General features: G+C 31.5%; 20 protein-coding genes. 14 read left to right on the forward strand and 6 right to left on the reverse strand.

What is annotated here, in order from left to right; translation table 11 throughout:
* Positions 1-18 precede the first annotated feature (18 nt).
* The 6 genes from EYD45_RS06845 to EYD45_RS06870 all read right to left on the reverse strand — a co-directional run bounded on the left by EYD45_RS06845 (position 19) and on the right by EYD45_RS06870 (position 5,484).
* Positions 19-699, reverse strand: coding sequence for an ABC transporter ATP-binding protein (locus EYD45_RS06845; RefSeq protein WP_130963800.1), 681 nt, complete (start codon positions 697-699; stop codon positions 19-21).
* The gene (locus EYD45_RS06850) at positions 699-1,961 is read right to left on the reverse strand and encodes an ABC transporter permease (protein ID WP_130963801.1); all 1,263 of its coding nucleotides are present in this window, start codon (positions 1,959-1,961) and stop codon (positions 699-701) included. Before EYD45_RS06850 ends, EYD45_RS06845 begins: the two co-directional genes overlap by 1 nt.
* Positions 1,961-3,040: an efflux RND transporter periplasmic adaptor subunit gene (locus EYD45_RS06855; protein WP_130963802.1), complete on the reverse strand. Its 1,080-nt coding sequence runs from the start codon at positions 3,038-3,040 to the stop codon at positions 1,961-1,963. The genes EYD45_RS06850 and EYD45_RS06855 overlap by 1 nt, the downstream gene beginning before the upstream one ends.
* Before the next feature lie 2 nt (positions 3,041-3,042).
* Positions 3,043-4,128: a site-2 protease family protein gene (locus EYD45_RS06860; protein ID WP_130963803.1), complete on the reverse strand. Its 1,086-nt coding sequence runs from the start codon at positions 4,126-4,128 to the stop codon at positions 3,043-3,045.
* Positions 4,129-4,140: 12 nt separating this feature from the next.
* Positions 4,141-4,746, reverse strand: a complete 606-nt coding sequence (locus EYD45_RS06865; RefSeq protein WP_130963804.1) for a WG repeat-containing protein — start codon at positions 4,744-4,746, stop codon at positions 4,141-4,143.
* Between the two features lie 333 nt (positions 4,747-5,079).
* Positions 5,080-5,484, reverse strand: a complete 405-nt coding sequence (locus tag EYD45_RS06870) for a hypothetical protein (RefSeq protein WP_130963949.1) — start codon at positions 5,482-5,484, stop codon at positions 5,080-5,082.
* A 135-nt stretch (positions 5,485-5,619) separates the two neighbouring features.
* On the opposite strand from EYD45_RS06870, the gene EYD45_RS06875 reads away from it, so the two are divergent.
* From EYD45_RS06875 to EYD45_RS06935, 14 genes are all read left to right on the forward strand, one after another.
* On the forward strand, positions 5,620-7,497 hold the full coding sequence (locus EYD45_RS06875; RefSeq protein ID WP_130963805.1) for a sensor histidine kinase: 1,878 nt from the start codon (positions 5,620-5,622) through the stop codon (positions 7,495-7,497).
* 13 nt (positions 7,498-7,510) lie between these two features.
* Positions 7,511-8,563, forward strand: a complete 1,053-nt coding sequence (locus tag EYD45_RS06880) for a response regulator (protein ID WP_130963806.1) — start codon at positions 7,511-7,513, stop codon at positions 8,561-8,563.
* A gap of 95 nt (positions 8,564-8,658) precedes the next feature.
* Complete coding sequence (locus EYD45_RS06885) at positions 8,659-9,519, forward strand: universal stress protein (protein ID WP_130963807.1); 861 nt, start codon at positions 8,659-8,661, stop codon at positions 9,517-9,519.
* Positions 9,512-9,898, forward strand: a complete 387-nt coding sequence (locus EYD45_RS06890; protein ID WP_130963808.1) for a hypothetical protein — start codon at positions 9,512-9,514, stop codon at positions 9,896-9,898. Before EYD45_RS06885 ends, EYD45_RS06890 begins: the two co-directional genes overlap by 8 nt.
* A gap of 106 nt (positions 9,899-10,004) precedes the next feature.
* Positions 10,005-10,154 (forward strand): hypothetical protein, encoded by a 150-nt coding sequence (locus EYD45_RS16725; RefSeq protein WP_165453896.1) that lies wholly within the window; start codon positions 10,005-10,007, stop codon positions 10,152-10,154.
* A 24-nt stretch (positions 10,155-10,178) separates the two neighbouring features.
* The gene (locus tag EYD45_RS06895; protein ID WP_130963809.1) at positions 10,179-10,376 is read left to right on the forward strand and encodes a hypothetical protein; all 198 of its coding nucleotides are present in this window, start codon (positions 10,179-10,181) and stop codon (positions 10,374-10,376) included.
* A 147-nt stretch (positions 10,377-10,523) separates the two neighbouring features.
* Positions 10,524-11,378: a universal stress protein gene (locus EYD45_RS06900; protein WP_130963810.1), complete on the forward strand. Its 855-nt coding sequence runs from the start codon at positions 10,524-10,526 to the stop codon at positions 11,376-11,378.
* Positions 11,379-11,395: 17 nt separating this feature from the next.
* A complete protein-coding gene (locus EYD45_RS06905) occupies positions 11,396-12,247 on the forward strand; it encodes a universal stress protein (protein WP_130963811.1) in 852 nt (283 codons plus the stop codon).
* A 4-nt stretch (positions 12,248-12,251) separates the two neighbouring features.
* Positions 12,252-13,082 carry a universal stress protein gene (locus EYD45_RS06910; RefSeq protein WP_130963812.1) on the forward strand — a complete coding sequence of 277 codons (831 nt, stop codon included), beginning with the start codon at positions 12,252-12,254 and terminating at the stop codon, positions 13,080-13,082.
* A 74-nt stretch (positions 13,083-13,156) separates the two neighbouring features.
* On the forward strand, positions 13,157-14,011 hold the full coding sequence (locus tag EYD45_RS06915; protein ID WP_130963813.1) for a universal stress protein: 855 nt from the start codon (positions 13,157-13,159) through the stop codon (positions 14,009-14,011).
* 13 nt (positions 14,012-14,024) lie between these two features.
* Positions 14,025-14,468, forward strand: a complete 444-nt coding sequence (locus EYD45_RS06920) for a hypothetical protein (RefSeq protein ID WP_130963814.1) — start codon at positions 14,025-14,027, stop codon at positions 14,466-14,468.
* A gap of 48 nt (positions 14,469-14,516) precedes the next feature.
* Positions 14,517-15,356 (forward strand): ATP cone domain-containing protein, encoded by an 840-nt coding sequence (locus EYD45_RS06925; RefSeq protein ID WP_130963815.1) that lies wholly within the window; start codon positions 14,517-14,519, stop codon positions 15,354-15,356.
* Positions 15,357-15,361: 5 nt separating this feature from the next.
* A complete protein-coding gene (locus tag EYD45_RS06930) occupies positions 15,362-16,735 on the forward strand; it encodes an MBL fold metallo-hydrolase RNA specificity domain-containing protein (RefSeq protein WP_130963950.1) in 1,374 nt (457 codons plus the stop codon).
* A gap of 128 nt (positions 16,736-16,863) precedes the next feature.
* Entirely contained in the window at positions 16,864-17,391 is a 528-nt protein-coding gene (locus tag EYD45_RS06935) for an Hsp20/alpha crystallin family protein (protein WP_130963816.1), read from the forward strand.
* The last annotated feature ends 2 nt before the right edge of the window (positions 17,392-17,393 follow it).

Genomic DNA, 17,393 nt, shown 5'->3' on the forward strand with positions numbered 1-17,393 from the left:
AATATCTTGTAAAACCAATTATCTGTTGGAAATAATCTCTCCATCTGCCATTTGTATAATGCGGTCTGTTTTATGGGCAAAATCTTCGTCATGAGTAACTACCAAAAGGGACAAACCGCTTTCATCACTTAATTGCTTAAAAATGTTAAATACATTTTCGGCATTATAACTATCTAAATTACCCGTTGGCTCATCACCCATTATTATTGACGGATTATTTATTAAAGCTCTAGCAATCGCTATACGCTGTTTTTCTCCACCTGAAACTCTCGAAGCTCTTTTTTTTGCTAAATGGTCTATATTCAGCATTTTTAATTTTTCATAAGCGTCGTGCTCTATTTCCTGATGGCCTTTTTCAGCTAATTTTTTGGCAGGAAGCATCACATTTTCTAAAACCGAAAACTCCGAAAGTAAATAATGAAATTGAAACACAAAGCCAATGTGCTTGTTTCTTAAATACGATAAATACGTACTATCCTGTCCTGTAATAAGTTGGTTGTTTAAATAAAGCTCCCCTTCATAATCGGTATCCATCGTAGATAAAATATAGAGCAACGTAGATTTACCACAACCTGATTTTCCCATAATGGAAGTGAACTCACCTTTATTAATCTTAAAATCAATGTTTTTTAGTACATGAAAAAGTACAGGCTTTTTAAAATACTTGTTAATATATTTTGCTTCTAAAACACTACGCATTATTGACCTCTTATAATTCTAACTGGATCTATTTTTCTTGCTTTTCTGGATGGCAAATACCCTGCTAAAAATGTGGATAACATGGCAAACGAAAAACCTATAATAAAAAACAACGGATTTAAATTTACAGGATAGGTTTCCACTGTTGGTAAAGCTTCAGTTTCAAACGGAATTGTATCAATTAAATTTGCTAGTCCAAAACCAATAAGTAAGCCTAAAACACCACCAACAAAACCAATAATCATAGCCTGACTCATAAAAATGAGTTGGACATCTTTACCAGAAAACCCTGTTGCTTTTAAAATGGCAATGTCATTCATTTTTTCATAAATAAGCATATTCAAAATATTGTAAATGCCAAAGCCTGCTACTATAAGCAAGGTTATTGAAACCGCATAGGTAATCAAGTTTCGTATGGTTGTACCGGTTTCAAATTGTGCATTAGCAGTTTTAATATCAATAGCTGTTAAATTGAACTGTTGCTCTATTTTTTTTGACAGCGGTATCGCCTGCTCTATATCATGTAGTTTTACATTAATATCTGTTATATAGTTTTCAGCTTCCCCTAAAATGCGTTGTACCGTTTTAAGATTTGCAAAACTTTGAATGGCATCAATATCGGCTATTCCACTCTGATAAATCCCCACTATTTTAAGTGGAAATACATCGCCTTTTATTGTGCTTATTTGTACGCTATCATCTATATCTAAAGACATTTTTTTTGCGATACCAGCACCTATCAAAATACCATTGTCGTTATTGTGCAATGCTTTTGGAGAACCTTTAACTATATAATCTTTAAGGTTAAACAATCTGGCTTCGTCCAACACATGTATTCCTGTTAAATTACCGCCCAATTCTATGGAGCCAGCTAAATAAAATATTTGTGTTTTAATCTGCGGAATAGCGCCCTTTACCTTGTTATCTTCATTTAAATAATCCATAATTGGTAGGGCATTATGTATTTTCTTTTGGCTTAACTTGGGCTTAACGGAATGTACCACATTAAAACTGGTTTTTAATTCATCATAAAGGGTAATCGGTTGATTTTTTGATGGTTCAATTTCATTGTAAATATGAATATGGGGTGTTTGGTTTAGGATTAAATCATCAAGCATGGCATTTAAACCCGTCATAAAACAAACTAGCGTAATATAGGCACCAATACCAAAAGTAACCCCAAGTGCTGCGGTTGCTGTTTGCTTTATTTTTGTTAGCAAATGGGTTTTTGCAATATTTAGTATTACGCTCCAGTTTACCATCAATCTGGGGTATAGATATACGTGTTTTTTGTAATGCCAGATAACACTTCAACAAATTCTAGATTTTGTAACCCTATGGTTATAGCAACTAATCCGGCTTCTGTTTTTACTTGTGAATCGTCTATTAAATAGGCTTTAGGAATAGTAAGCACATTTTCCTTTTTATCAATTATAATATTAGCTTCACCTGAAAGCCCAGGGTATAAAATTTTAGGCGCTTCATCAAAAACAGCTTCCACCTTAAAGGTTTGATTTCGCTCATCTTTTTTTGGGTAAATTTTAGATACAACTCCAGTAAAAATAGCACTATTATAGGCATCTAATTGAATAATGACCTTTTGATGTTTTGCAATACGAACTATATCAACCTCATCAACTAACATTTCAATTATAAAGTGTGAGGCGCTACCAATAGAAGCCAAAGGTTCTTGGGTATTTACAATTTCTCCTGGTTCTTTATACAATGCATATACTTTACCATTAATTTTGCTTTTTACAACAAAATCCCTATTAGTAATTAAAGCTGTTTGATAATTATTTTGTGCTTGCTTAACTTTTGTTTCAAGCTCTTTTTTTGTACTGTTATATTTACTTTGCAAAAGCCGTAAATTACTTGATGATAGTTTATAATTTAATTGCTTAGTATCATACTGCATTTTAGAACCAATTTTCTGATTCCAAAGGTTTTTCTGCCTAAAATAGTTAATGGAATCATTTTTATATTTTAAAATGGCTGCTTCTATTTCGTTTCTAATACCTTCCAAAATGGTAGCATTTCCATTGAAATTTTCTTGAGCTAGATGTAATGATAATTTTGCATTTTCGGCATTAAGTTTAGGTGTGTTATTTATTATTTGTAAAATGGGGTCGCCTACAGATACGGCATCTCCTTCTTCAACTAAATTCATATCTAATATACCTGAAACTATAGCATAAGATTGATAAAGGCTATCAGGTTGAATAGTTACAGAAGAATACACAGATTCTGTTAAGTCTCTTTCTACAGGACGTATTTTCCCTTTAGGGTTTGAACAGGAAAACACTATTAAAAATAGAATTACAGTACCAAATAATTTCATAATCAATACGCTAATTTTTCTTGTAACAGGAGGTATTCATTTAAATTAATATTATCTATTACTCCTGCGAATTTTTCGTTTTGTACAACAGGGAAAAACGGATACTTTTCGCTGTGTGTTAACCTATATACTTTATCAAGATTATCAGTACTTTTTACCACTTTAAAAGTGGTATCCATAATATCTTCTACATATATATCTTTATTGCAATTATCTATAATATCCTGATGATGCAAAACGCCAATAATTTTATCGTTTTCCAAAACAACAAAGCTGTTTTCTGTACTAGATATCAATTTATTAACTACCATATCCAGAGCATCTTTAGGATTAAAAGTAGTTGTGTTTAAAAGCATTGCTTCTTCCACGCTATGTCCTTTAAGTATGGCTAAATGGTGTACCATTTGGTTTTCCCCATAAGCGCCTATAAAAATGAAAAGTGCAATTAAAATTAAAAACGGATTATACAAAAGCCCTAGTAATAAAAACAAAACAGCTATGGTCTGCCCAATCCTAGATGCAATTAGGGTTGCTTTTACCCTATTCATTTTCATTGCCAATAAAGCTCTTAAAATACGGCCGCCATCCATTGGAAAAGCTGGTATAATATTGAAAACTGCTAAGCCTACATTAACCAGAAATAAAAAGAATAGGAAATTTTGAAGGGTGAAGCTCATTAAAGCCTCAAAACTCTCGGTGAAATTTAATTGCATTAAGGCTTTTACTGGTATTAGATAATACAAAAATATGGCTATAATAACATTAACTAAAGGACCTGCCAATGTTACCAAAAGCTCTTGCTTAGGCGATTCTGGAATACGCTCTAAACTTGCCGTACCACCAATGGGCAATAAGGTTATCTTTTTAGTATTTATCCCAAATCGCTTAGCCGTAAGCGCATGCCCAAGTTCATGTAAAACCACACATAAAAAAGCTGCTAAAACCAATACTACGTTAAACAGGACGCTCTCTGCGTTTCCCCCACGCTTAAGTTCACTAAATACAATCCAAACGATTAGAAAAAAGAAGGTCCAATGTACCTTAATTTTAATTCCAGATATGCTGCCCATGTTGAGATTTGCTTTCATCTTTAAATGGCTTTAATTATCAATTTTAATTATAATCCATTTCTTGTTTTCATTCAATACAGCATAAAGGTTTTTAGATATGATCTTTGATGTTATTTTAGGTGGTTTTTTTAAAGATTTTTTATCTAAAACTACATTAACACCTTTTGGGTTTAAATAACTTTTTATATCACCGTTTTCATCAATAATTACCTCAAAACACCTATGAGCGATAACATTTTTTCCTAATATCTCGTTTCTTCCTAGTTCTTCTTTAATTACCGCCAATGCTAAAGCTTGATTATTACTAAAGTTTTGTGCATTTAAAAATTCTGGTTCAATAACAGTTTTTCCAGTTTTATCAATATATCCAAAATATAAAATACCTTCTTTTTTAACTGAAATTAAGCATCTGTTGTCCATGAACATCGGATAGTTGCCATGATTTGTTTTACTTAAAACCAAATCGTTTCTAAAATCAATAATAATATGTCCATCAGCATCAATGAAACCCCAAGTATTTCCTTTTTTAACAGCAACGACATTTTCATGTATAGGAGCAACAAAATCAAATTCTTCTTTTGTTTGCGTTAAAGCAATTGTAGGTAGTAACAATAATATAATCAGTACTTTTTTCATGACGTAATAATTTAGGTTAACATCCTAAAAGTATCGCCTTTTATGCTATTGCAAAATGATATCCATCATGAGGAAGGGGCTATAGATGTAGTTTTAATCCATTTAAAATATTTATTTTTTTAGCACACTAGATTGTATGCACACCTGATTTCCTGTTTTAAAAGGAAGCATTGTAGACACGCTTCTTGCTTGATATTTGGATACCGAAGTTCATCTTTTACGTCTTTCAAAATTGGCGCAAACAGTCTTCACAGGTCACACCAACCTACAAGGAAATCAATTAAGACAAGCTTACCAGTATTAAATCGCATTAAAACTATCTTTTATGTCCATTTACTTTTTTAGTTCTAAATCCAGTTTAGCAAGCATAATTAATTCAGACTTGTTTACTCCTGAGAAAGCATAAGCGATATTACTTCCAGTTTTTAATATTAAGTGTTTTATATCACTTGTAAACAAATGAGGCTGTTCGTTTTTGTAATTTACAAAAGCATTATAACAAGCCTCAGCGTTTAAGTTTTCTTCTTTGTTTAACCAATCAAAAACAATTTCTATTTGGAAAGCAGCATCAGTTTCAAATTCATCTTCTATTGAATCGACAGACAACCACTGCTTTTTCACCATTTCCTTTAGCTTATCAAACTCTATTGAGTGCACCTTTTTATCTGCTGCTGCAATAGCATAGAATAACTTACCAAGACTTTGATAAAATTTAAATGTCTTCTTTTTTTTTATCATCACTTTAACTAAAGTTACATTTTATTAAAATTACTCTATCTAAAGGAATCTACACATGATATAAATCAGTCAATTACACAAAAAAAATCACTAATTTTTCTTAAATTTAATGTGCTTTTATAAACCATTCTTTTTATGTTTCAACAAGATCAGGAAATATTCAACATCCTTTTAGAATCTGTTTCTGAAGCAGTTATTATTGTTGACAATCATCAAAAGATTATGGAGATGAATACTTTTGCTGAACATGTTTTTGAATATGCCGAGGGTACTTTGGTTGGTAAGGATTTAAGCATGCTTATTCCTTCAAATTACCATGAGAGTCACTCAAAATATTTTGAAGAGTTCATAAAAAGAGGTAAACGCCGCAAAATGGGTAAGGCTATTGATATTTTTGCCTTGAAAAAAAGTGGAGAAATTATTCCTGTTGAGGTTGAACTAAATCCTTTTAGCATCTATAACAGAACCTATGTTATGGCACTGATAAAAGACATTTCAGAGAAAAAAGAGATTGAAAAAGACCTAATGCTTCGAACAAAGGCATTGCAATCTGCCAATAATGGAATCATCATAACTGACGCCCTAAAACATGATAATCCAATCATATTTTTTAACGCTGCTTTTCAAAAACTTACTGGGTATTCAGAAGCGGAAATCCTCAATCATAACTGTAGGTTTTTACAAGGTAAAGACAAAAACCAGAAACCTCTTAGAAGGTTAAGAGCAGCGATAAAAAAAGGGGAAAGCTGTCAAGCCACCTTAAGAAATTATAAGAAAGATGGCACCATGTTTTGGAATGATCTTTATGTTTTTCCTATTATAAACGATAATGGCACCCTAACAAATTTTATTGGCATTCAAAACGATGTTACTTTAAGAAAAAGAGCCGAAGAGGAACGACACCATTTAGCCTCTATTTTTGATGAATCGTTAAATGAAATTTATGTGTTTGATGCAAAAACACTAAAATTTATAAACGTAAATTTTGGAGGCCAAAAAAATATTGGTTACAGTCTTGAGGAATTGAAAAAAATGACGCCTCTAGATATAAAACCAAATGACGATGAATCTGAATTTAGAAAAACTGTAGATGTTTTACTTAAAAGAAATGTAGGGAAAATTGAGTTTGAAACCGTACATCAGCGAAAAGACGGTACTATCTATCCAGTAGAGGTGCATATGCAACTTTCTAGCATAGGTGAAAAAGATGTTTTTGTTGCCATTATTTTAGATATTACAGAGAGGAAAACGTATACCGATAATCTTGAAAAAAAGGTAGAAGAGCGCACCAAACAACTTAAAATAGCTCTTGATAAAGAAAAAGAGCTTAATGATTTAAAAACTAAATTTTTGTCATTAGTATCGCACGAATTTAAAACCCCTTTAAGTGGTATTTTAACATCTAGCCAGCTACTTGGTAAATATACCTTAAGTGATCAACAGGAAAAACGGGATAAACACATAAAAACCATTACAGATAAAGTTCATTTTTTAAACAACATCTTAAATGATTTTCTATCTATTGAAAAATTAGAAACTGGCAAGGTAAATTATAAGTTCAGTAATTTTAAACTTAGCAAGGTGCTTAATGAGGTGGTGTATAATGCCAACATGCTTTTGAAAGAAGGGCAAAAAATAAAATACCCAGAGAATATCGATGACTTATCTCTATTTCAAGATGAAAAAATCATGCAACTAGTACTCTCTAATTTATTGCATAATGCCATAAAATATTCACCGGAAAACACAGTAATAGATATTCATATTAGGCAAAATCATGAGTATACAGTATTTACAATAAAAGATGAAGGTATTGGGATTCCTAAATCGGACCAAAAAAGCATTTTTGAACGGTATTTTAGAGCTGAAAATGTTTTAAACACCCAAGGGACAGGAATTGGTTTAAACATTGCTAAAAACCATATTGAAAACCTTGGAGGCACCATAAGCTTTGAAAGTGTTGAAAATGTAGGTACTACTTTTATAATTAAAATCCCCAATACCGCTGACTAAACGTATTAAGTTTATGAGAACTGTTTTACTTATAGAAGATGATATCGTTTTAAGAGAAAATACCGCAGAACTCTTGGAACTTGCAAAATATAAAGTAATTACAGCTTCTAATGGAAAAACTGGTGTTTCCCTAGCCAAAAGGCATCAACCCGATGTTATAGTTTGCGATATTATGATGCCAGAGTTAGATGGCTATGGTGCACTTAAAATACTCTCAAAAAGCAAACTAACCAAACACATTCCTTTCATATTTTTATCTGCCAAAACAGAACATTGTGATATTAGAAAAGGCATGGATTTAGGTGCTGACGATTATATTACAAAACCGTTTTCTGAAGACGAACTCATCAGTGCAATTGAGAGTAGGATAGCTAAAGCAGCTATTCTGCACGATTTAAGGAACAATCAAAATAACAGTGCCCTACAAGACGAAGATGAGATAAAAACGCTTAACGATCTAAAAAACTTTTTTGACGATTACGGCACAGAATTTACTTTTAAAAATGAAGATGTTATTTACCGCGAAGGTGATCATTCAAATTATATATACTTAGTTAATAAAGGTACCGTAAAATGCTATCAAATAAATGAATTGGGCAAAGAACTAGTAACCGCTTTATATAAAGAAGACGATTTGTTTGGTTATAATTCCTTCACAAAAATAACACCTTATAATGAAACAGCCACTGCCATTGCCGACACAAAACTGGTAGGAATTTCTATTGAAGATTTTAAAAACATATTAAATCAAAACCATAAAGTGGCTATTGAACTTATAGAATTAATGGCTGATAATCTATCTACAATAAAAGAGGAGCTAGTACAAATGGCCTATAGCTCGGTTAACAAAAAAACCGCAGCCACCATTTTAAAATTTGCAGAAAAAATAAACCGTAAGCCTGATGATTATATAAAAATTTCCAGAAACGACTTAGCAAGTGTTGCCGGTATCGCTCCTGAAACCCTTATTAGAGCATTAACTATATTTAAAAAACAGGGCATAATTAAAGCTGATGGCAGAAATATAAAAGTAATTGATATAGAAAGTTTAAAAAAAATAACTTAATATAAATCAAGTTTTTATAGATAATCTAAAAATGATGAATATCATTTCATTTAACATATGGACAATATACATTAGTGCCTGTAAAATGCTGTTAAATGAAAAATATATTACTACCAACAGACTTTTCTGAAAATTCATGGAACGCAATTAGGTACGCTATTAACTTCTTTGAATTAGAATCCTGCAACTTTTACTTGTTACATATAAGTAACCTGAGTGGAACTGTAATAAATGACGCTCCTTATATAACTACACAAGAGGTTATTGAAGATGTTTTTACTAAACCTGCAAAACTTAAACTACGCAAAATTGTAAAACGAATAAGTACCTCGCTACCTGTAAACAAAAACCACCGTTTCTATTCACTACATGACTATAATTTTTTTATAGAATCCATAAGAAAACATGTTGATGAAAAAAAAATTGATGTAATTGTAATGGGCACTAAGGGAGCAAGTGGATTAAAAAAAATAATTTTAGGCAGCAATACGGCAAATGTAATTACCAAAGTAAAGTGTACTACCTTGGTAATTCCTGAGGAAGCTAAGCTTTTAAAACTTGAAGAAATAGCATTTCCAACAGATTTTTTTGTTTCATATGATATACAACTACTTGATCCACTTTCTAAAATTATAGAAAAACACCAATCAGCATTACGCATTCTACATATCAATAAAAGGAAGGTAGATTTAAGTACCGAAGAACATAAAGGCAAAGAATTATTGGAAGATTATTTTAGTGATTTTAAAATCAGTTTTCATTTCTTGACCAACAAAAAAGTTGAAGATGCCATACAATGCTTTGTGGAAAGTAGAGATATAAATATGATTTGTATGGTGGCAAAAAACATAAATTATTTTCAGCAAATATTATTTCATTCAAAAGTAGAGGAAATAAGTTATCATACGGAAATACCATTTTTAGTATTACACGAAAAAATACAACCTTATGAATAGTTCTATGTTCTTAGCAAAATTTTGGGGATGGTACCTTATTATTTTCTTTTTAATCTTAAGTCTAAACCCAAAACGTATCAAACAGATTTTTAATGATTTGAATGATGAAAAATTCCTATTGACCACATCATTTGTAGCCATTATTGTAGGGCTACTAAATATATTATTTCACAATATTTGGGAAGCTAATTGGAAATTTATTATCACAGCAATTGGATGGATTTCACTGTTTATTGGATTATTATTATTTGTTTTTCCAAAACGTACCATCGCATTTTTAACTTTTATAAATGTAAAACTGGTTCAACTTATTTATATGTTGCTCTTTTTTATAGGGCTGTTTTTATTAAACATGGCTTATGGAATAGTGCTAATATAATTTTCATTGAAACTGATATATATCATTTCATATAAGTATTTGGTAATGTACATTAGCGTCATATTAGAAAACGTTCTTTTAAATACTTCTATTAAAAATCTAGGTATTGTCGTTGCAAAACAATAATGCCGAAACAATGTATTTGAAGTTATTATTTAGCAGGAAAACCCAGATATCGCCTTTAGTAATAAATGCATATTGTAGAAAACCAACAGTAGATAATAACATTGATTACATTGGAGAAACAGGAGCTTAAAACCTTTTGTTTCTTGAAAAATCGATGTTTAACACTAGGTGTTTAACCTCGATTTTAGAAATATTTGGAGCTATTGGTCAGCAGAAAGATGTAATAGAACTTTCATTAGGGATATTAGTAATTAAAGAGCAGACTAATAAACTCGAGTATTTCAAAAATGGAACAGGAGGTATCTACTTCCTGTTCCTGTTTTTTATCGTGACTATTAATCAATTTACATAAAGGTTTGTAAGTAAACTAGGGAATACTAACATATATAGTATTCCCTAGTCTGCTATATATAATATTTAAAAAACGAACTACCAATCTGATAAATATCATTGTGCCAGCATCTAGTAGTGTTTATTTTTATTAAGAACACTTAAAGCAATGAGAAAAATATTAATTCCTACCGACTTTTCAGAAAATGCAATGAATGCTATTGAGTTTGCTGTAGAACTTTTTAAATACGAAAGAAGTGATTTTTATATTATGCACACTTACCAAGACGATATTTACGCTGACAAAGTACTTCTAGATAAAGAATCAGTAGAAAAGGTAACAATGCAGGCCAGTGAAGCTTCATTAAAAAAATTGAGCTCTACCCTATCAAAAATAAAAGCTTTCTCACCTAATCCCAGGCATAACTACAAATTGGTTTCAACTAACAATTTGCTTATAGATGAAGCCGACAAAGTTGTTATTAAACATAATATTGACATCATAATCATGGGCACCAAAGGCATAACCAATAGTAAAAAAAGAATCTTTGGCACTAACACCCTTCAAGTTTTAAAGTATGTACAATGTCCCGTGTTGGCTATCCCTGCAAACTATAAATACACCCAACCTAAACATATACTCTTCCCCACAAATTATATTATTCCTTACAAAAGAAGGGAACTAAAATTATTATGCGAAATGGTATCGCCATACAGAGCTGTAATTGATATGCTTTACGTCTCAAAAAGTGAAAAATTATCAAGAAGACAAGAAGATAACAAAGCTTTTATCAAGGAAGAGTTATGCAAAAACAGCATTAATTTTAAAATAGTAAAGAGCAGAAATATTATCAATTCAATCTACAAATACATAAAAGAGAATTACATAGATATGCTAGTAATGGTAAACACAAGACAATCATTTCTAGAATCTTTATTATTTAAACCTACCATTGATGAACTGAGTTTATATCTAGATATTCCATTTTTAGTGCTTCAAAATATGAGACGAAATCAATTTTAATTTAATATGAAATAGTTATGAAAAATATTCTTCTGCCCACCGATTTTTCAGAAAACTCATGGAACGCCATTGCATATGCCTCAAAGCTTTTTAAAGACAGTGAATGCACATTCTTCTTATTAAACACCTACATACCAGAAATTTATCATGTAGAATATATTTTGATGGAACCAGCTCAGTTTGGTTTGGGAGATGCCATTAAAGAAAACTCATTAAAACAATTAAGCGATTTTAAAAACAAAATATCGAACACATTTAAAAACCCAAAGCATAATATAGAAACCATAGCCTCTTTTAACTCATTAATTTCAGAAATGAAAGACATTGTAGAGGACAAAAATATTGATTATTTGGTAATGGGCACTAAAGGTGCAACTGGAGCCAAAGAAATTTTATTTGGCTCTAATACAGTACATGCCTTTAAAAATATAAAATGCCCGATAATGGCAATCCCTGATGGCTTTAGTTTTGAAAAACCTCATGATATATTGTTTCCAACTGACTATAAAATTGACTATAAAGACCATCATATAAAACCTATTATCAGTATTACCTCACTTTTCAATACTAGAGTTAATATTTTACATGCTACTTATGGTTATGAGCTATCTGAAGCTCAAAAAAAGAGCAAACAAAAACTAGAAGTTTATTTCAAAAAAACGTCACTGTTGTTTCATAATGTAAGTGGGCAAACGGTTCAAGAAGCCATTAATAATTTTCAATTGAAGTCTAAAATTAACTTATTGGTTATGATTAATAATAAACATTCGTTTTTTGAAAATCTTTTTTTCAAGAATACCATAAACCAAATTGGGTTTCATTTAAACATTCCCTTTTTGGTAATTCCATCAAAAACCTATAAAACTTAATACCATGAAATTAAATATCTTACTACCTACAGATTTTTCAGATAACGCATGGAGCGCAACCGTATATGCCTTAAAACTTTATGCCAATGAGGAGTGTACGTTTTATTTCTTAAACTCTACATATATCAAAGTATCAGTAATGTCAAATTTATCCAATAGGTTGTTAAAAACAATGGAGGAAAATGCCATGAAAGAACTTTCAGATTTAAAAGTTTTAGCTGAAAGTAGCAATGCGAATGCGAATCATGATTTTCAAACTATTTTGAGTTCACAAGACATAAGGCATGCTATTAAAACCATTATAAGAGAAAAGAACATAGATTTAATAGTCATGGGCACAAAAGGTACTACACGTGCTAAGGAGGTTTTCTTTGGAAGCAATACCATAAATGTCATAAAATCTATAAAAGATTGCCCAGTTTTAATTGTACCAGATGAATTTGATTTTGTAAAACCAAAACAAATAGCATTTCCCACAGATTTTAATCGATCTTACGAAGCAGATGAAATAGAGCCTTTAAAGCATCTAGCAGATTTGTACAATTCTAAAATTAGGATATTGCATATAGATGTTGAAAAGAAACTTAGCGATATACAAGAACAACACCTTACAATGTTGCAAAACTACCTGTCTAATTATGAATTTTCATTTCATTGGGTGCCAAATTATGCTAAAAAATCCCAAAGCATTAATGATTTTATCGAAGAATTAGATATTAATATACTCGCCATGGTAAGGTATGAACATAGCTTTGTGGAAAGTATTATAAATGAACCTGTAATAAAAAAATTAGGGTTTAAGCCAATAATTCCGTTTTTAGTAATTCCGGATTAATATGCAACTGATATTGATCATTGCATCTCTTAACCATAAAGATAAATTTATATATCCAATCAACTTCTAAACTTATGAAACGCAAAATATTATTACCTACAGATTTTTCAAAAAATGCGTGGCAAGCCATAAGTTATGCCCTAAAAATATATAAAAATGAAACCTGTGATTTCTATATTCTTAATGTGTTTTCTGGGGCAAGTAACCTTATGGAAAACTTAATGTTTATGGAACCAGAAAGTGAATTGTATGAAACTGCCAAGTTAGAATCTGAAAACGGTCTAGCAAAAATTTTAGACAAGTTAACCTTAAAAGATTATCATAAATCAAAACATCATTTTAAACCTGTTTCAATTCATAATACCGTAGTAGAAGCCATAAAAACTACAGTTGATGAAAAGGATATAGACATGATTGTTATGGGCACGAAAGGCAAAACAAGATCTAGAGCAAAAGTATTTGGTAGTATAGCTGTTGAAGTTATGGAGAAAATTAGAAATTGCCCTGTTATTGTTGTACCCGAATTAGCTGAACACTTTCTACCAAAGGAAATTGTTTTCCCTACGGGTTTTAAAACGCCTTTTAAAAAACGGGAACTAAACCATTTAATTAACTTGACAAAAAGCTGTGGTGCCACCATTCGTGTTTTGCACATTTCAACAAAGGATACGTTGAGTAAAAAGCAAACAGGCAATAAAGCGCTTTTACAAGAATACTTTAAGGACGTACCCTATACATTTCATACTCTAAGCAAAATGGATATACCCACTGCCATTAAATGCTTCGTTGAAAGTAGAGATAGCAATATGATTGCATTTATAAATAAAAAGCATGCTTTTTTTGGTAGTATTTTAACGCATCCATTGGTAAAAACAATAGGGAGTAATTCTAGAGTACCCATACTAGTGATGCATGATTGGAAAAACTGAAAAACAACTTATTATGCTCTTTAAACAAAAAAAGACAAAAAGAACTGGTATTTGGCTAGATAAGAAAAAAGCCATCGTAGTTAGGCTCATTAATGGAGAAACAAGTATGAATACCATAACATCAAACATTGAGAGCTTTCGCCCACATGGTGGTTCTGGAACCCGATTTAAAGGAGGTCCACAAGATGTATTACAGGATAGTAAATATTTAGAGCGAGAAAAGAATCAATTAAGAGATTATTTCAAAAATTTAGCTTCTGAAATTAGAGATTCAGATGATATTATTCTTTTCGGTCCTGCTGAGACTGCTGAAAAATTTTATAAAGAATTAACATTGAATTATAAAGATTTAAGCTCTAAAGTAAAAGATGTGGTTAAGGCTGATAGCATGACCAACAATCAAGTTATAGCCTGGGTAAAAGCATTTTATAAAATAAAAGACGATAAGACTGGCTAGTTTTAATCACTAAAAAATCCAGCTTTTGTTTTTTCAATACGAGTAAATATGGAAATTGATACAATTGATATTATTAAATCATCAGGTGAAAAAGCAAAGTTTTCATTAAACAAATTAAAGGCTTCTTTAAAACGTGTTGGTACTGACGATCAAACAGTAAATCATATAATTTCTAAGGTAAAAGACGAACTGTATCATGGCATTTCAACAAAAGAAATTTACAATAGGGCTTTTGCATTACTCAAAAAGAAGAATTCACATCTAGCATCAAAATACAAACTAAAAAAGGCTATTTACGAGTTAGGGCCAACAGGATTTCCTTTTGAGCGTTTTGTTAGTGCCGTATTAGAGTATTCAGGATACAAAACCTCGGTTGGTAGTATCTTACAAGGAAAATGTGTTTCTCATGAAATAGATATAATAGCACAAAAAAACAATGTAACAACTGTTATTGAATGCAAGTTTCATAGTGAAAAAGGGCTTAATTGTAATGTGAAAATTCCACTGTATATCAATTCGCGCTACAACGATATTAAAACATATTGGAATAGCAAAAAAAACAAAAACACCTTGACAAATGGTTGGTTGGTAACCAATACCCGTTTTACCAAAGATGCCATACAATATGGCACTTGCGCAAATCTATATTTGTTGAGTTGGGATTATCCTAAAAATAACGGGTTAAAAGATCGTATCGATCGCTTGGGTTTATATCCGATTACTGTATCTACATTATTAAACAATAGAGAGAAACAATTTTTATTAAGTAGAGATATTGTATTGTGCAGATCTTTAATTGGAGATTATTTCTATTTAGATCATCTGGGAATCTCTGAAACCAGAAAGAAAAAAATTCTCAATGAAATTAATTTGCTTTGCAACGTGTAAAAGATATGAAACCAATGGTGAACATTACTTTTTTGGGTGCCGCAGGTATTGTTACAGGTTCTAAATTCTTAATTGAAACCCCAGAAAAAAAAATTTTGATAGACTGTGGTTTGTTTCAAGGATTAAAGGAATTAAGAGTACTTAACTGGGAAAACCTTCCCATAAATGCTGAAACCATAGATATCGTTTTACTCACACATGGGCATTTAGACCACGTTGGGTATTTACCCAGATTATTAAAACAAGGATTCACAGGCAAAATAATAGGTACAGCGCCAACCCTAGCTATTGCTGAAATTATTCTAAAAGATAGTGCCAAAATACATGAAGAGGAGGCGAAAAAAGCGAATGAAGAAAAATACACAAAACATAATCCTGCACTTCCGTTTTATAATATATACGAAGCAGAAAAAACCATCGCGCTATTTAAAGCAGATCTTGAGGGTAAGTGGATTACATTATCCAAAAATATAACATACCGCTTTCAATACATTGGCCATATTATCGGTGCAACTTTCATTGAATTAAATCTTTGGGGAAAACGATTTGTGTTTTCTGGGGATATTGGCAGACCAAACGATTATTTACTGGAAAATCCTAAAAGACCAAAATGGGCCGATTATCTTTTTATCGAAAGCACCTACGGAAGTAAACTGCACCCAGATGAAGACATAGAAAACATCCTTTCGCAATTAATTAAGGAAACCGTTCATAAAAGAGGGAACTTAATCATTCCTAGTTTCGCAGTAGAACGATTACAAACACTCATGTACGTTCTTTGGAAACTTTATAAACAGCGCAGAATACCAAACATTCCCATATTTATAGACAGCCCAATGGGAAATAACGTTTTAGAAATTTTTGAACGCTTTCCGAGTTGGCATAAATTACCAATGACTGAGTATAATGCTATGTGTGATCATATTAATATTAATCAGTCCTATAGAGAAACATGGCAAACTATTGACGACACTAGATCTAAAATTATAATTGCTGGAAGTGGTATGGTCACAGGAGGCAGAGTTCTTACATACCTGCAACAACTTATAAACAAGCCATCTACAACAGTACTACTAGTAGGATACCAAGCAGAAGGTACTCGAGGTAGACAATTACAAGAAGGCACTCATGAAATTCGTCTTTTTGGAAAATATTACCCTGTAAAAGCAACTATTAAACATATAGAAAACCTTTCGGCTCATGCTGACCAAAATGACCTGTTACACTGGATCAGTAACATAAAAAATATTCCCGAAACCACGTTTTTGGTTCATGGAGAACCTAATGCTCTGGATGCTTTTCGCGTTAAAATAAAAGAAACCTTAGGGTGGAATGTTGTTATCCCAAAGCTTATGGACACTAAACAAATAGTGGTCTAATATCTACTAGTTAATTGTAAAATAGGTCTCAAAGCCATTACTAAACCACTGATATATATCATTGCTAAAATATGTTACTCTAGATATATTGTAGTGTATTTATAAAGTTTAACCTAAAATATTATATCATGACAACGTTAAGTAAACGAAGAAGACGAAATGGGTTGTCTCCCTTAGAGAACAGATTGTTCACACCTTGGAGAAACAACCTTTTGAGACCTTGGGGAAGAAGGCTATTCCCTTCTGATTTTGATGAATTAAATAGCCTGTCAAGGTTTGACGACATCTTTGAAGATGACTTTTTTGAAAGTGATAGCCTGATGCCAGCTATGAATGTAAAAGAGCATGAAGAAGATTTTGAAATAGAACTAGCTGCTCCTGGATTTAACAAAAAGGATTTTGAAGTTACTATTGAAGAAGACGTGCTTCAGGTTTGTGCTGAAAAGGAAGCTGAGGAAGAAAAAGAGGATAACGATTATTCTAGAAAAGAGTTTAGCTACAAATCGTTTAAAAGATCAATGGTTCTCCCAACTAGTGTTGACTTAGAACAAGATGTTAAAGCCTCCTACAAAAACGGCATCTTAAAAGTAAAATTATTGAAAAAGGAAGATGTTATTGAAAAGGAACCTCCAAAAAAGGTTATTGAGGTTAATTAATC

The organism is Hyunsoonleella flava, from assembly GCF_004310325.1.
Lineage (GTDB): Bacteria > Bacteroidota > Bacteroidia > Flavobacteriales > Flavobacteriaceae > Jejuia > Jejuia flava.

Coding starts and splice junctions, on each gene's coding strand:
- EYD45_RS06845 (WP_130963800.1), bottom strand. CDS start 699: ATGCGTAGTGTTTTAGAAGCAAAATATATTAACAAGTATTTTAAAAAG.
- EYD45_RS06850 (WP_130963801.1), bottom strand. CDS start 1,961: ATGGTAAACTGGAGCGTAATACTAAATATTGCAAAAACCCATTTGCTA.
- EYD45_RS06855 (WP_130963802.1), bottom strand. CDS start 3,040: ATGAAATTATTTGGTACTGTAATTCTATTTTTAATAGTGTTTTCCTGT.
- EYD45_RS06860 (WP_130963803.1), bottom strand. CDS start 4,128: ATGAAAGCAAATCTCAACATGGGCAGCATATCTGGAATTAAAATTAAG.
- EYD45_RS06865 (WP_130963804.1), bottom strand. CDS start 4,746: ATGAAAAAAGTACTGATTATATTATTGTTACTACCTACAATTGCTTTA.
- EYD45_RS06870 (WP_130963949.1), bottom strand. CDS start 5,484: ATGATAAAAAAAAAGAAGACATTTAAATTTTATCAAAGTCTTGGTAAG.
- EYD45_RS06875 (WP_130963805.1), top strand. CDS start 5,620: ATGTTTCAACAAGATCAGGAAATATTCAACATCCTTTTAGAATCTGTT.
- EYD45_RS06880 (WP_130963806.1), top strand. CDS start 7,511: ATGAGAACTGTTTTACTTATAGAAGATGATATCGTTTTAAGAGAAAAT.
- EYD45_RS06885 (WP_130963807.1), top strand. CDS start 8,659: ATGAAAAATATATTACTACCAACAGACTTTTCTGAAAATTCATGGAAC.
- EYD45_RS06890 (WP_130963808.1), top strand. CDS start 9,512: ATGAATAGTTCTATGTTCTTAGCAAAATTTTGGGGATGGTACCTTATT.
- EYD45_RS06895 (WP_130963809.1), top strand. CDS start 10,179: ATGTTTAACACTAGGTGTTTAACCTCGATTTTAGAAATATTTGGAGCT.
- EYD45_RS06900 (WP_130963810.1), top strand. CDS start 10,524: ATGAGAAAAATATTAATTCCTACCGACTTTTCAGAAAATGCAATGAAT.
- EYD45_RS06905 (WP_130963811.1), top strand. CDS start 11,396: ATGAAAAATATTCTTCTGCCCACCGATTTTTCAGAAAACTCATGGAAC.
- EYD45_RS06910 (WP_130963812.1), top strand. CDS start 12,252: ATGAAATTAAATATCTTACTACCTACAGATTTTTCAGATAACGCATGG.
- EYD45_RS06915 (WP_130963813.1), top strand. CDS start 13,157: ATGAAACGCAAAATATTATTACCTACAGATTTTTCAAAAAATGCGTGG.
- EYD45_RS06920 (WP_130963814.1), top strand. CDS start 14,025: ATGCTCTTTAAACAAAAAAAGACAAAAAGAACTGGTATTTGGCTAGAT.
- EYD45_RS06925 (WP_130963815.1), top strand. CDS start 14,517: ATGGAAATTGATACAATTGATATTATTAAATCATCAGGTGAAAAAGCA.
- EYD45_RS06930 (WP_130963950.1), top strand. CDS start 15,362: ATGAAACCAATGGTGAACATTACTTTTTTGGGTGCCGCAGGTATTGTT.
- EYD45_RS06935 (WP_130963816.1), top strand. CDS start 16,864: ATGACAACGTTAAGTAAACGAAGAAGACGAAATGGGTTGTCTCCCTTA.